This window comes from Chelatococcus sp. KU-N122 (genome assembly GCF_055391085.1).
On sequence record NZ_AP043981.1, the window covers coordinates 6000904 to 6013340 of the forward strand.

The window sequence follows — 12437 nt, forward strand, 5'->3', positions numbered from 1 at the left end:
CTAGCTGCTGCCGTAGCGCAGCGCACGCCACCCCTGACCACGCTGCCGTAGGCGCAGCTCCTCAGCCCACCCATCCCCGCACCACCACGCCCCGCCCTCTCGGCGGGCGCTTTGCCATGGAGCATCACATGCAATTCGTTGGCTCGGCGACGAAGCTCGCCGACATCGATCTCCCGCGCCTGGGCTCGCTCATCGGTGTGGGAGAGGACGAGATCCATGCCGTGCTCGACGTCGAGAGTCGCGGCTACGGCTTCGACACCAAGAAGCGACCGGTCATGTTGCGGGAGCCACACGTCTTCTACCGCAACCTGTCCGGCTCGAAGCGCGATGCGGCTGTCGCCCAGGGCCTCGCCTACAAGACCTGGGGCGCGAAGCCATACCCGGCCGACAGCTATCCCTCGCTGCTGAGGGCAATGGAGATCGATGAGACGGCGGCGCTCAAATCGTGCAGCTGGGGCCTCGGCCAGATCCTCGGCGAGAACTTCGTCGCTGCCGGCTACGACAGCCCGCAGGAGATGGTGCGCGCCATGGTGGACGGGGGCGAGGCTGAGCACCTGGCGGCGATGGTCCGGTTCATCGAGCACAACAAGCTCGACGACGAACTGCGCAGCCACAACTGGGCCGCATTCGCCCGCGGCTACAACGGGCCCGGCTATGCGGCGAACGGCTACCACACCAAGCTGGCGGCGGCCTTTGCCAAGTGGCGGCGGATCCCCGACACGCCATGGAAGCCGGACGCGCTGCCGCCGGCGAACGACGCCGTGCCGGCGACCTTGCGCCGCGGCTCCAAGGACGCGGCCACCGTCCGGCAACTCCAGACCGAGCTCAACCGCCTTGGCTATGGCCTCAAGGTGGATGGCGACTTCCAGCTCAAGACCGATACGGCAGTCCGGAGCTTCCAGACGAAGGCCCGCTTGTCACCGATCGACGGCGTCGTCGGCCCGGCCACATGGCGCGCGCTGATGAGCACTGCGCCGGCGTCCGCCGCGGCGGCCTGATCAATGCGGCTTGCGCCGATCTGACGGCAGAGTCGCCGCCGCAGCGAGAAGATGATGGGCGATCTCGGTTGCCGTCTCTGCTGTCAGGAACAGCGCGATCGACGGCTTGTCCGCGAGCGCGGACGGATCCTCATGCTCACCAGGCGTAGCCAGCCTCAGCCGTAGGGCGGCCAGTCCACCGGCCGCGGCACAATCACCGCCCGTCACGAGCCAAACGCCGAGCTCGTCCTTCCCCTGATCGTCGTCCTGCATGCGGACCCCATTCGCTTGCTGGAGGATCGCCGGGACGTAGCACAACCGCGGCGGGCGGTTCTCGCACTCAAATCGCCACACCCCATTTGGAGCTGCCCCTATGAAACTGCCCCTCGCGGCGGCCGCGGCCGTCTGCGCGCTCTCGCTCGGCGCGTGCCAGACCTCGCAGGTCGCCCAGACCGTCGGCCAGCTCGCGGGCGAGTGCCAGCAGCTCCAGGCCGGCCTTGCCGCGGTCGACCTGTTCGTTGACAGCGCGCTGCTCACCGGCGCCCGCACGATCCTCTACGGCGTCTGCTCGGCGCCAACCACCACCAACCCCTCTGCCGTCACCGCGGTCCGCCAGGCGCGCCAGCAGGTCGACGCCATCGCTCAGGCCAAGGGCCTGTACGTGCCGGCGAGCGGCCGGCGCTGACCCTCATCCTCAACCGGAGATCACCATGGACATCAACATCATCATGCAGGTCGTGCGCTATGTCCTGATCGGCATCGGCTCGGTGCTCACCACTCAGGGCTGGCTCGACGACGCCACGGTGCAGTGGATCGTCGGCGGTGTCATGACCTTGGGCCCGATCATCTGGGGGCTGTGGGCGCAGCGGCCGGCGGCGTTGATCGCCAAGACGGCTGCGCTGCCGCAGGTGCAGACGGTCATCGCCGATCCGGCGACAGTCGCCAAGGTCGACGTCCCCAACGTGGTCACGCGCTAGACCATGATCGTCGTCCGCCGCATGGTCGTTGACCTTGGCCGGCACTTCGCTGTGCGGGCGTCCGAGTGGGCCCTCGCCGGCATGGCCGCCGGGTACGGCGTCGCTCTGCTCTGGCCCGGCGAAACGTTCGGCACGTCGGCCAGCTACAGCTTCATGGCGGTGCTGGCCAATGAATCGACCTGGGGCCTCGCTGCGCTGACGATCGGCCTCATCCGCCTCATGGCCTTGTTCATCAACGGCACCTATCGCAGGTCGCCGCTCATCCGCGCCGGCACGGCGTTCCTGTGCGTCGGCCTCTGGACGGCAATCGCTCTCGGCCTATCAGCGGGCGACGCGCATGCGCCCGCGACGGGACTGGCCGTCTACCCCGTGCTCGCCGTGCTCGACATCTGGAATGTGTATCGGTCGATGCGTGACGGGAGCACCTATGGCAGCGGTACCTGATCCGGGCGACAGCCTTTCGTGGGGGCAAGTCGCGGCGGCGATTTTCACCTTCGTGGCCGCGGTCATCGCCGCACTCTGGGGCAAGCTGAAGAGCGAAGAGGCGAAGAGGCCAAAGCCCGTCGAGGCCGACAACATCGTGCTCGCCGGCGCCGCGATTGCCGACACCAAGCCGATCCGCGAGCTCGCCGCGGCAGTGCTGTCGCTGGCCGAGAAGAACCAACGCATGGCGGTGGCGGCCGAGCGCCAGGCGCGCGCCCTGGAGGAGGTCTCCGCCAACATGGGCAACGCGATCGCGCACATGGAGCGCGCCGCCGATGCTCAGGAGGCCGTGGCCAAGGCTCACGATCAGATGCGCGAGATGGCCGAGCGGTGGATCGAGAAACAGGAGGAGCGCTACATCCGCTCGCTCGAGGGGCAGCTCTCGGCGGCGCGGAAGGGTTGATCGTGCTCAACCGCTGGCGGAGAGGAGATCCCGAACCTGCGCTACTCGACGCATCTCGGTTTGGGCCGCGAGTCTATCCCGGAGCCCCATAAGCCTCGCACGAATGGCCTCATACTCCTGTAGGATTCCAGAAGCAGAGGCAGGACTCTCATGGCGCAGAATGAGTTCCGCGATGAGCTCGCGCTGACGTTCGATCTGGGCATCCTGAGCGACGATACCCGCCTCGACCTTAGCGAGTAGCTGTTCGACATTCGGCACTGCACCGCTCCCCTACATTTAGGCGGGAGCGCGCTTGGTCTCTCTGCCGTCGACGCCTGAGATAACCCTGCCGGCGATGGCGATGATATGGGGGCGGTCAACGTCGCTTTCGAGTCCAGCCACACCTGGTTCGCGCCTCGGCGCCCAGACTGGCCCCGGCACCGCGAGGTGACCGGGGCCATTTGTGCCTTTGGTGCCAATCCGATCCCGAACGAACCCCTACGCCGCCCCCCCCAAGTTGCAGAGCAAGGGGGCACCTTGCTAAGGGTGTTGTCCGAAAGCGCTATACAGAATGTTGCGTTTGTGCAACACCTATCGATGCCCGACTCAGAGGGAGGCTCGGACGTTATGGAAGACCTGTCTAATCCGCTCGATTTGAGCGCAGAAGCTGCGCTGGAACTCGCCGAATTGCGCAGGGGATTTCGCGAGGACGCTCCGGCCCTGAAGCAGCTGTTTGACGTTCTTCGGACGCCGGCGCCAGCGTTTGGTGGGGGTGAGACGGTAAGCATGCTCGCTGACGTGCGCGCCTATAAGGTCATAAGAAACTCGTGGTCGAAAGCGGATGCAACAAGGCCACGCCTCGACATGGCCGATTTCTCGGCGGCGGTAAAGGTCTATCTCGATGGCCTAGAACAGGGCGTCGCAAAAGGGGACCAGGAACGGATCGAGGAAGCCAAGCGGTTTTGCATGGCTCTTAACTCGAATCTTGTCAATAAGGAGATGTCAGCCATCTATGCGCGACGCGAGCGCAGCGACTCGCGTTACATAAGCTGATGACGATATTCTTCGATAGTAAGGAAAAGATATATAACATCCAGAAGACTATTGATGGTCTTCTGGATGCTGACTTTCCTGTTTCGTCGGGTCGAAGCGCGCTTGAGATATTAAAGAAGAGCTTCTCAGAGATTGAGGAGAAAATCGTTCGATCGAACCGACTTAGCAACGAGTCGGACCTCAAGCAGCAGGCCGAGAATCTTAATCTCAAGGTTCTGCGTGTCCTTCCTATTTTGGGGATTATCCTGAGATCTACGAATGTGCGGAACGCATTCGAGTTTATAGAGCCTCTGAGTTCGCTGGCCTCATCAGTTCTTCAGGGACGTCCTAAGCTTATACTATCATCAGAATGGGATTATGTGCCGTTTGCCTATCCTCAGTCGCTCGACGATTTGAAGAGCTTCGTGTTCATCGGCATGCCGGCATCGGAAAGCGCCAATGCTCTTTTGATGCCCCTCGCGGGCCATGAAATTGGCCACGCAGTTTGGCGGAACCGAGGGATTGGTGGCCCTGCTCACACCACTCTCCAATATCGTTGCAGCGATCTTTATGGTAGGAATATGCCGGAATTCAAAAGGCATTTTCCCAATTTTGACACTAACGATCTCTTGGCCGCCGATGATTTAACCGACAGCATCGCGCAATCTGTAGACATTGCGGTCAGACATGCAGAAGAAATATTCTGCGATTTATTTGCGTATGCGGTCTTTGGTGCATCCTATGTGCATGCATTTTGCTATGTTTTAGCTCCAGCATTCGGAGGTCGATCTGACCTAAATTATCCGTCACATCGCAGACGGTTGGAGATCATTTACCGGATTGCGCAGGAGGAGGGGGTGGCTCTTCCGCCTGAAGTCTTGGCAAATTTTGCCGAGCCTCCGCTGACCGGAACTCCTTTGACAAGATTTATCATGCGAATGGCCGAAGAGAGCGTGGCCCCACAAGTTAATAGCTTGTGGGACAATGTTAAAGACCTTCTCACCGGGGCATCCGTTCAGCGACCGCACTCGAACAAAGCCAACAGGCACTTGAGTAGCTTTAACCTTGGAACGCCTGCATCTGACCCTAGTTCGTTGGGTGACATTATCAACGCAGGCTGGTTGTACTATCTCGAATGGCAACAGGACGAATCGGCCGCGAAGGAGACGGGCGCGGCCCTGGGGAGGCTGAACGAGATGATTCTTAAATCGGTGGAAGTCCTCGAGTATAGACGGCGGGTGGGCTAATGGTGCTGAGCGCGTCAAAGCTCAAGGCCGAGATAGAGGCGGGGAACAGCGGTAATCAGCACGGAATTGGACTCGTTCCGTGTCCAGATCTAGATGAAATTGAGAGGAGCGGAGAGACATCAGTTAGTCTAAGGCTCGGCAGATGGTTCTTGACTCTGAGACAGACATCCGAGACTCATATTGACCCGTTCTCAACAGCTGGCTCATTCGAGAATAAATTCGCAAAGAAGCACTTTGTTCCATTCGGTCAAACATTTGTTGTTCATCCTGGGCGATTTGTTCTCGGTAGTACGCTTGAGTGGATCAGGCTTCCAAAGAAGTACGGAGCAGTGGTCGACGGCAAGTCCTCTATGGGGCGTCGCGGAATCATTATACAAACTGCGGCTGGCGTGCATCCCGGATTCTCGGGTTGCTTAACGCTTGAGATAACTAATGTCGGAGAGGTGCCGGTAAAGCTTCATGCCGGCATGTATATCTGTCAGCTGTTTATCCACGAAGTCAACGGTCCCCTGGGGGTTGGAGAATCCGTTCACGCCGGTCAGCGCAGGCCAAGGCTCGGCCAGATCCGGAAGGATCCTCTTTTGGAGAGTTTGAAACGCACTTCAAGCTGACAGCCACCCGGCGCGCCTAACGTTTCCGCCCGCCGCACTCCAATGTGCGGCCAGCCCGCACCCGCGGGCGGGGCTTTTGCGTTTCTGGGGGTAGGAAATTCAGCCTCCGAGCGCGCTGAGCGCTACCCACTTCTTCGCTTCTAGGTACCCTCGGATAACCCGGTTCCCGCCCGTGCCGGTGTAGACACAACCGCAGTATCCGCAGATCTCCGCGGCGCCTACCCAATCATCCTGCACGCCAGCACTATGCAGTTCGCCTGGGCTCAGGGGTCGTTGCGGCGGAGCCGCCGCACGGCAACTGGGTGACGGGCAGGCCTTTGTCTTGGGCATGGCAACGTGCTTTCGATCTACCGGAGGTCCGGCTCAATCCTACCGCTCACCCCGCCCCGTCGCCAGCCAGTCGTGCGACACGTCGAGCCCGCTCGCGATCGGAATGATGTCGGCGTAGGGCGGGGGACGGACGCCGCGGTACCAGGCTCGAGCGTCGACCGACGCGCGGCCGGGCCACGATACTCGGCGCCGGAGCCAGGCGACGCAGTCGACCTCGGTGGTGAGCCCGAGGCGCTCGGCCATGAGGGGGCGGAGACGCTCGGCGAACGTCATCGACCCAGCGCCCGCCGCGCCAGCTCCCGCGCCGCGTGCGCCTGGTAGCCGTCCAACTCCTCGATCAGCCGGTTGAGCGTGTCGCGGTCGGGCGCGTCCGAGGTGATGTGCTCGGCGATGATGTCCTGGGCCCGGCGGATGATGTCGTCCTCGGCGCGCAGGGCCTGGCGGAGGCGGTCCGTGGCGGGCGCCATGGCGGACCGTCAAGCGCCGTTGTCGCGCGAGGTGATGATCTGCGACATCGGCGTCCGTGGCCGAACGCCGTCGAGGAAAGCCTCTATTGCTGTCGACGCCGGGCCGGTCGGGCCGCTGCGCCTCTCCCATTCGCGCACCGTGGCGCCCGGATCGCGCCCCTGGAGCCGTAGAGCTCGCGCCAGCTCGACATAGTAGAGGGGCCGGTCCAGCCCCCACATCTCGCCGAGGGTGGCCCGGGCAGCGTGGAGTTCTGCGGGGGTCATCGGATCTCTCCGCGCCTCACCTCGGCAGCGATGCCCGCAGCCTCGGCTCTCCAGGGCGCCAATCTTGTTGGCGCAACTCGCCTGCCCAGAAGCGACCAGATTGCATGCCGCCCTCAATGTCGGCCGGCGCGTAGCTCTGCATCACCTCCAGGACGGCATATTCCCCAGCATCGGGGCACGATAACGTGATGAGGGTTTTGTACGGCGTGCGATGCGTGACCGTACTGCGGATTGGCGATGATCCTCGCGCTTGAAGCGCATCGATAATTTGGGCCGCAACGTGCTCTGCGCTGGTATTGCTGTAGCAGATCATCGGATCGTCCTCCGTGAAGGTGGGGCGCTGCCCCGTCAGAGTTTAAGCTGCCACCTCTGCGCCGACTCTGAGGTCATCGGCAACGATATCGTAGACCTGCCGCTCCGACGGAATCGCGTCGAGCACCCATGTCCGGAATACCACCGCGTCCGGCGGGTGATAGGTTTCGACCTCGAGCACGTAGAGCGTTTCACCGTTGCTCGGCCGGACGTATGAAAACAGCGAGAAGTGCGGCCTGGTGAAGCTGAACTCGCCGGTTTCCATGGCCTTGGCCGGTGCGATCGGCGTGCATGCGATGCCGAACTTGTCGAGCAACTGCTCGCGGATCGTCGGCCCTTCGGTTTCCTGTTGCTGGAGGACTTTCATAGCGGCGCCATGACTGGCTCTGCTTCCACCGGGCCGGCCTTGCTGACCAAGCGGGCGCCGCGAGGATCGGCAATGATGCCGCACTCGTAGCCGTGCGGATCTCGGATTACGTCGCCCGCGCCGTCCAGCGTATAGCCCTGCGGCAACTCATAATGTTGGGTGTCGCGACGTGTCTCGCCTGAGAGGCCCAGAACCATCCTGTCGGCCATGTGGCTCTCAAAGATGCGGGTGATCGTAACTTCCGTCATCGGATGGTCTCCCGATCGAGTGGGGCGCTGCCCCGTTGCTCATGATCGATTATATACAGGTTTTTCCTGTATCACGCAAGTGATGCGTCCTATTTTTTCTCCGAATACGTGTGCCATTGCCCAACCAAGGTCGCCGTGCGTACGTGCGCCCTCCGAGGTGGATGGAGCGGCTTGCGCTTCGGCAGACTTGTTCTATTTTTGTTCTCGATGGAGAAGCCGCCGCCCCAAGCCCCGCTCCCGACGCTGGACACCACGCTGCTCAGGTGGCCGCAGTCGTGGATCGAGTTCAGCTGCCCATACTGCAATCGGGGCGGGGTCAGCCAGGTGAGTGCCTGCGCCCGGCGGTTCGGGATCACCGTCACTATGGGCGAGCTCCTCTACCGCTTCGTTCGCAAATGCCCTCGCAGCCCCTATGACAATCGCCGGAAACCACAGAAGTATGGCGTGAAATGTGGTGCCCGAATCGAGGGGCTGGATCCCGACGCCCCGACCTACATCCCCTCGATGCTGGCACTGGAAATTGAAGAGAAGATCAGGCGAAAGCGCATGATGGGCTGGTGAGGGGGCGATGTTGAGCGCAAACGACCCGCCGGCTAGGTTCCTCGCATGTGCAACCTCTACAGCATCACCAGCACGCAAGCGGCGATCATCGCCTTCATCCGGCTTCTACGGGAGATCCAGGAGATCCTCGATCGAAGCGGGAACCTTCCTCCGATGCCGGGCGTCTTCCCGGACTACTCGGCGCCGATCGTGCGATTGGGGCAGGACGGGGCGGCCGAGCTAGCTCTTGCGCGATGGGGCATGCCCTCATCCAAGAAGGCCCTGCTCGATGCGGCAACGAAGCGCGCGGACAAGCTCAGGGCCCAGGGCAAGGATGTCGACTTCGCCGAGCTGCTACGTATGGAGCCGGACAAGGGGACGACCAACATCCGCAACACGAAAAGCGCGCATTGGAAGCCGTGGCTCGGGCCCGGGAGCCGCTGTCTCGTCCCCTTCAACTCGTTTGCGGAACCGGACCAAGTCGGCGGCTCCCTCAAGCCGGTATGGTTCGCCTTCAACGACGAGCGGCCGCTTGCCTTCTTCGCCGGCGTCTGGACGCCCTGGGGCAGCGTTCGCAAGGTCCGGACCGGATGGGAGGAATGCGAGGTCTATGGTTTCCTGACGACAGACGCCAACGCGGAGGTCGGCGCGGTGCACTCAAAGGCCATGCCGGTGATCCTCACCACGCCGGAGGAGTGCGAGATCTGGCTGACGGCGCCGGCGCCCGAGGCGCTCACGCTGCAGCGGCCATTGCCGGATGGCTCGCTCCGGATCGTCGCGCGCGGAGCGAAGGAAGATCCGCCGCCAGATGTGGAGGCTCTGCTATGACCAAGGGCGAGATCAGACGATTTGCCGTTGAGTATGAGGCGGTGACGCTCGATGCCTATCAGAGGCTCGTGGCGGCGCCACTCGAAGAGGACACCAAGGACGCGCTTGCGAACTGGATGGCGCTTTCCTCCTTGGGCGCCGAGCTGACGCCAGGGGACGCCGAGCGGCTCAACGTCCTCCTGAACAAGCGCCGGATGATCCCGCCGGCGGCCGCGGAGGCTGTCGTGCGCGCGGCCATGGCCAGTTTTGGCATGGGCCCCGAGCACCTGAGATATGGGGCGTTGCCCCCGCGATCCTGAATTCGTGGTCAGTCCTCCCGCACGCCCTTGACCACCGGCGCCCGCAGGCTCCCATCCCTCGTGCGGCCACGGTGCTCGATCTCGACGCGGATCTCGGGCCGGACCCAAACGACGCCCTTGGCGCGCAGGCCCCCGATCGGGGAGCGCTCGACGATCATGGCGTCCAGCCGCCGCTTGAGTTCCTCGGCCGTGATGCCCGTCAGCCCGCTGCCGGCGCTGCCGACCGGCACCAGCCGGCCATCGCGCTCCTCAGCGAGCCGCACGCTGCCGAGCCGCCGCGAGCCCGGCGTCAGCTCGTAGCCGATGACCGTGTACATCCCGCTCTCGACGCACTTGGCCTTGAGCCAAGACCGGCTGCGGCCGCTCTCGTACGGGGCGTCCCGGCGCTTGCTGACGATCCCCTCGAGCCCGGCTGCACACGCCGCGCGCATGATCGCGGCGCCGTCGCCCTCGATCTCCTCCGATAGCCGGATCCAGTCCGTCGTCGCCGGCAGGATGGTGATGAGCGCGTCGCGGCGGTTATCGAGAGTCCACGAGCGGAGATCGTGGCCGTCGAGGAACAGCAGGTCGAACGCCACCAGACGCGCGTTGACGGCGGCCTTGCCGTGCGAGCCTCTGCCAAGAGCCTCCTGCAGCAGGCCGAAATGCGAGATGCCGCTCTCGTCCAGCACGACGGCCTCGCCGTCGATCACGGCGCTATGGATGGGCAGCTCGGTGAGCGCCGCAGCGATCCCCGGGAATCTCGCCGTCCAGTCGTGCCCGCCGCGGGTCCGGATCTCGACGTGCCCGTCCTCCAGGTAGCAGCCGACCCGGTAGCCGTCCCATTTGATCTCGTGCATCCAGCCGGCGGCCGACGGCGGGCGCGCGACCAGCGTCGCAAGGCACGGCTCAATCCAGGCGGGGAGAGGCTGCTCGAACAGCTCGGGCTGCCGCTTGTCGCGCTTGCGCGGCGCGACGGACCGGCTGCGCGCTGTCTCCGCCGCCGGCGCGGCGCGCTGCTGGGTGCGTGGCTTGCGGGGCGGAGCGGCCATGCCTGGAGCATGGCACGGCGCCGTTAACGGATCGACTCAGCCGGCGCGCGTCGGCCAGCGGTAGTCCCAGATGGGGATGCATGCGAGGTCACCCAGGCGCTTGTAGCAGCCGAGGTGATCGTAAGCGATGCGGTCAGCCGTGACAGCCGTGATCGGCGCCGTCATCAGGGCAGCGCCCCTTGTGTCCATACGGACTGCCCCGGCCCGGATGTCGACGCTCCAGATCTCCGAGGTGGTCCAGCCGAGCTCGGCGGCGGTCTGTGCATGCTCCGCGAGGAATCTCTTCGCGAGCCCGTGCACCAGCGGCCAGTCGGAGAATCCGGGACAGGGGGCGCGCTCGGGGGAGAGCTTTTGGAAGCCGGCCTGCCATTCTGCAACGAGGGAGAGTCGGTCGAGCATGGCTCGATCTCTACCACGCGGACGCCCGCCGCGCGCGCCCTCTGCACCATGTCGCGGCGGTCATGTCGGAACATGCCTGGAACAGTGGTTTGGCAACCGATGCCCACAAATTGGCAACCGCCGCCATTCCGGTCGAATGCCAGAATGGTCTAATGCGTTGCAAAGATTGCGGAAAACTGGTGCCGGCTGAGGGATTCGAACCCCCGACCCCCTGATTACAAATCAGGTGCTCTACCAGCTGAGCTAAGCCGGCTCGCGCCCTGCGCACGGCTCAAGCCGGCAGCGGGACCAAGCGAGGGGCTAGCAACAATTCGCTGTCCTCGCAAGGCTTCGACGCGCTGAACCGGCGCCCTCCAAACGATTCATTCCCTGTTCAGCTCCGAATGGGATAATAACGCAACGTCGAGGTTTGCCGTTCGGGTGGGGTGAGCGTCACGTTCCCTCGCTCGTCAATCGAGGAGTACGAACCATGATCAAGTCACGCGTGCGCAAGATGGCCATGGCCGGCGCCCTGGCGGCGCTCACCACCGGCGGCGCCCTTGCGGTCACCACCACCGAAGCCTCGGCCTGGTGCCGCGGTTGGGGGTGCAACAACAACGGCGGTGCCGTCGCCGCCGGCGTCATCGGCGGTCTGGCTGTCGGGGCGCTCGCCGGCGCGGCCGCGGCCAATGCGGCCCCGCCGCCTGCGCCGGTCTATGTCGCACCGGGGCCCGGGCCGGTCTACGTCGAGGAAGAGGTGGACCCCGGCTGCTACCGGGCTCCGCGCCGCGTCTGGATCGACGGCATCGGCTGGCGCCAGCGCGTGGTCACCGTCTGCGAATAAGTCGCAGTCATCTCGGCTGGTCCGGCTGGAACCCCGCCCCATGGGCGGGGTTTCCTGTTTTTTGGGTACCGCGCAGTAACCGGCAGCTCAAGGTCGAGCGATCTCGTGCCGGGGTTTTGTCGCCTGCGAGTAGTCGGTCCGCGCCGGCCGGTGGAATTGTATCACCGTCTCGTGAGGGGGAAGCGGTTTCCATTTGATTGGGATCATCTTTTTTCCGCCCCACGTGTTTACCATCTGACAACAAGTTCGCGTGAGGGAGTTCGAAGATGCGTCGTCTGAAGGCTGCCGCACTGGCGGCTTTAGGAGCCGTTGCACTGGGTGCGACGATGGTGGCGTCGTCCGCCCCCGCCGAAGCGCGGTGGGGTGGCGGCGGCTGGCACGGAGGAGGCGGCTGGCGCGGCGGCGGTTTCCGCGGCGGCTGGCATGGTGGCGGCTTCCGCGGCGGGTGGGTCGGCCGTCCCGGCTGGGGCGGCGGCTGGCGTGGGGGGTATTGGCGCGGCGGCGGTTGGGGCGGTGGCTGGGGCGGTCGCCCCTATTGGGGCCGCGGCTACTGGCGTGGCCCCTACTACGGCGGCTACTACCCGGGATGGTACGGCGGCTATTGGGACGGTGGCTATTACGATGGCGGCGCGGTCGCCGCGGGGATCGTCGGCGGCCTCGCGCTCGGTGCTGCTGCGGCCGCGGCATCCCAGCCGGCCTACACCACGGCGTGCTTCCGTGGGCCGAGGCGGGTCGTCGTCAACGGCCGCTGGGTGATCCGCACGGTGACGGTCTGCCCGGCCTATTGACGATCGCCCCGCAGCGCTCGCTGCGAGCCCAA

The 12437-nt window shown here is 64.3% G+C and carries 22 protein-coding genes and 1 tRNA gene; 13 read left to right on the forward strand and 10 right to left on the reverse strand.

Features of this window, described 5'->3' with window-relative positions; translation table 11 throughout:
* Positions 1–128 precede the first annotated feature (128 nt).
* On the forward strand, positions 129–998 hold the full coding sequence (locus ACZ5PO_RS27170) for an N-acetylmuramidase domain-containing protein (RefSeq protein WP_464185226.1): 870 nt from the start codon (positions 129–131) through the stop codon (positions 996–998).
* Here the strand turns inward: ACZ5PO_RS27170 and ACZ5PO_RS27175 are convergent, their stop codons facing one another.
* Positions 999–1250 (reverse strand): hypothetical protein, encoded by a 252-nt coding sequence (locus ACZ5PO_RS27175; protein ID WP_464185227.1) that lies wholly within the window; start codon positions 1248–1250, stop codon positions 999–1001.
* A gap of 100 nt (positions 1251–1350) precedes the next feature.
* Here ACZ5PO_RS27175 and ACZ5PO_RS27180 point away from each other — a divergent pair, with 100 nt between their 5' ends.
* From ACZ5PO_RS27180 to dcd, 7 genes are all read left to right on the forward strand, one after another.
* The gene (locus ACZ5PO_RS27180) at positions 1351–1662 is read left to right on the forward strand and encodes a hypothetical protein (RefSeq protein ID WP_464185228.1); all 312 of its coding nucleotides are present in this window, start codon (positions 1351–1353) and stop codon (positions 1660–1662) included.
* Between the two features lie 25 nt (positions 1663–1687).
* The gene (locus ACZ5PO_RS27185; RefSeq protein WP_464185229.1) at positions 1688–1954 is read left to right on the forward strand and encodes a Pam3-gp28 family putative phage holin; all 267 of its coding nucleotides are present in this window, start codon (positions 1688–1690) and stop codon (positions 1952–1954) included.
* A gap of 3 nt (positions 1955–1957) precedes the next feature.
* Positions 1958–2398: a hypothetical protein gene (locus ACZ5PO_RS27190; RefSeq protein WP_464185230.1), complete on the forward strand. Its 441-nt coding sequence runs from the start codon at positions 1958–1960 to the stop codon at positions 2396–2398.
* Positions 2382–2840: a hypothetical protein gene (locus ACZ5PO_RS27195; protein ID WP_464185231.1), complete on the forward strand. Its 459-nt coding sequence runs from the start codon at positions 2382–2384 to the stop codon at positions 2838–2840. Before ACZ5PO_RS27190 ends, ACZ5PO_RS27195 begins: the two co-directional genes overlap by 17 nt.
* A 606-nt stretch (positions 2841–3446) precedes the next feature.
* Positions 3447–3872 (forward strand): hypothetical protein, encoded by a 426-nt coding sequence (locus ACZ5PO_RS27200; protein ID WP_464185232.1) that lies wholly within the window; start codon positions 3447–3449, stop codon positions 3870–3872.
* Entirely contained in the window at positions 3872–5098 is a 1227-nt protein-coding gene (locus ACZ5PO_RS27205; RefSeq protein ID WP_464185233.1) for a hypothetical protein, read from the forward strand. Before ACZ5PO_RS27200 ends, ACZ5PO_RS27205 begins: the two co-directional genes overlap by 1 nt.
* On the forward strand, positions 5098–5709 hold the full coding sequence (dcd, locus tag ACZ5PO_RS27210; protein ID WP_464185234.1) for a dCTP deaminase: 612 nt from the start codon (positions 5098–5100) through the stop codon (positions 5707–5709). The genes ACZ5PO_RS27205 and dcd overlap by 1 nt, the downstream gene beginning before the upstream one ends.
* Positions 5710–6078: 369 nt before the next feature.
* Here dcd and ACZ5PO_RS27215 read toward each other — a convergent pair whose 3' ends face one another.
* The 6 genes from ACZ5PO_RS27215 to ACZ5PO_RS27240 are packed head-to-tail and all read right to left on the reverse strand — an operon-like array spanning position 6079 to position 7697.
* Positions 6079–6312, reverse strand: coding sequence for a hypothetical protein (locus ACZ5PO_RS27215; RefSeq protein ID WP_464185235.1), 234 nt, complete (start codon positions 6310–6312; stop codon positions 6079–6081).
* The gene (locus ACZ5PO_RS27220; RefSeq protein WP_464185236.1) at positions 6309–6506 is read right to left on the reverse strand and encodes a hypothetical protein; all 198 of its coding nucleotides are present in this window, start codon (positions 6504–6506) and stop codon (positions 6309–6311) included. The genes ACZ5PO_RS27215 and ACZ5PO_RS27220 overlap by 4 nt, the downstream gene beginning before the upstream one ends.
* Before the next feature lie 9 nt (positions 6507–6515).
* A complete protein-coding gene (locus ACZ5PO_RS27225; protein WP_464185237.1) occupies positions 6516–6770 on the reverse strand; it encodes a hypothetical protein in 255 nt (84 codons plus the stop codon).
* Between the two features lie 16 nt (positions 6771–6786).
* Entirely contained in the window at positions 6787–7083 is a 297-nt protein-coding gene (locus tag ACZ5PO_RS27230; protein WP_464185238.1) for a hypothetical protein, read from the reverse strand.
* A gap of 42 nt (positions 7084–7125) precedes the next feature.
* Entirely contained in the window at positions 7126–7449 is a 324-nt protein-coding gene (locus ACZ5PO_RS27235) for a hypothetical protein (RefSeq protein WP_464185239.1), read from the reverse strand.
* Entirely contained in the window at positions 7446–7697 is a 252-nt protein-coding gene (locus tag ACZ5PO_RS27240) for a hypothetical protein (protein ID WP_464185240.1), read from the reverse strand. Before ACZ5PO_RS27240 ends, ACZ5PO_RS27235 begins: the two co-directional genes overlap by 4 nt.
* A gap of 171 nt (positions 7698–7868) precedes the next feature.
* Between ACZ5PO_RS27240 and ACZ5PO_RS27245 the strand changes: the two genes are divergently transcribed.
* Genes ACZ5PO_RS27245 through ACZ5PO_RS27255 form a run of 3 tightly spaced genes read left to right on the forward strand, consistent with a single transcriptional unit; the run spans position 7869 to position 9364 of the window.
* Positions 7869–8258 carry a hypothetical protein gene (locus tag ACZ5PO_RS27245; protein ID WP_464185241.1) on the forward strand — a complete coding sequence of 130 codons (390 nt, stop codon included), beginning with the start codon at positions 7869–7871 and terminating at the stop codon, positions 8256–8258.
* Positions 8259–8303: 45 nt separating this feature from the next.
* A complete protein-coding gene (locus ACZ5PO_RS27250; protein ID WP_464185242.1) occupies positions 8304–9065 on the forward strand; it encodes an SOS response-associated peptidase in 762 nt (253 codons plus the stop codon).
* Complete coding sequence (locus ACZ5PO_RS27255; protein ID WP_464185243.1) at positions 9062–9364, forward strand: hypothetical protein; 303 nt, start codon at positions 9062–9064, stop codon at positions 9362–9364. The genes ACZ5PO_RS27250 and ACZ5PO_RS27255 overlap by 4 nt, the downstream gene beginning before the upstream one ends.
* 8 nt (positions 9365–9372) lie before the next feature.
* Here the strand turns inward: ACZ5PO_RS27255 and ligD are convergent, their stop codons facing one another.
* The 3 genes from ligD to ACZ5PO_RS27270 all read right to left on the reverse strand — a co-directional run bounded on the left by ligD (position 9373) and on the right by ACZ5PO_RS27270 (position 11047).
* Positions 9373–10395, reverse strand: coding sequence for a non-homologous end-joining DNA ligase (gene ligD / locus ACZ5PO_RS27260; RefSeq protein ID WP_464185244.1), 1023 nt, complete (start codon positions 10393–10395; stop codon positions 9373–9375).
* A 36-nt stretch (positions 10396–10431) separates the two neighbouring features.
* Entirely contained in the window at positions 10432–10794 is a 363-nt protein-coding gene (locus ACZ5PO_RS27265; RefSeq protein WP_464185245.1) for a hypothetical protein, read from the reverse strand.
* A gap of 177 nt (positions 10795–10971) precedes the next feature.
* Positions 10972–11047 (reverse strand) — tRNA-Thr (locus tag ACZ5PO_RS27270).
* Between the two features lie 216 nt (positions 11048–11263).
* Between ACZ5PO_RS27270 and ACZ5PO_RS27275 the strand changes: the two genes are divergently transcribed.
* Positions 11264–11617: a hypothetical protein gene (locus tag ACZ5PO_RS27275; protein ID WP_464185246.1), complete on the forward strand. Its 354-nt coding sequence runs from the start codon at positions 11264–11266 to the stop codon at positions 11615–11617.
* Between the two features lie 266 nt (positions 11618–11883).
* The gene (locus tag ACZ5PO_RS27280; protein ID WP_464185247.1) at positions 11884–12405 is read left to right on the forward strand and encodes a hypothetical protein; all 522 of its coding nucleotides are present in this window, start codon (positions 11884–11886) and stop codon (positions 12403–12405) included.
* Positions 12406–12437: the final 32 nt, after the last annotated feature.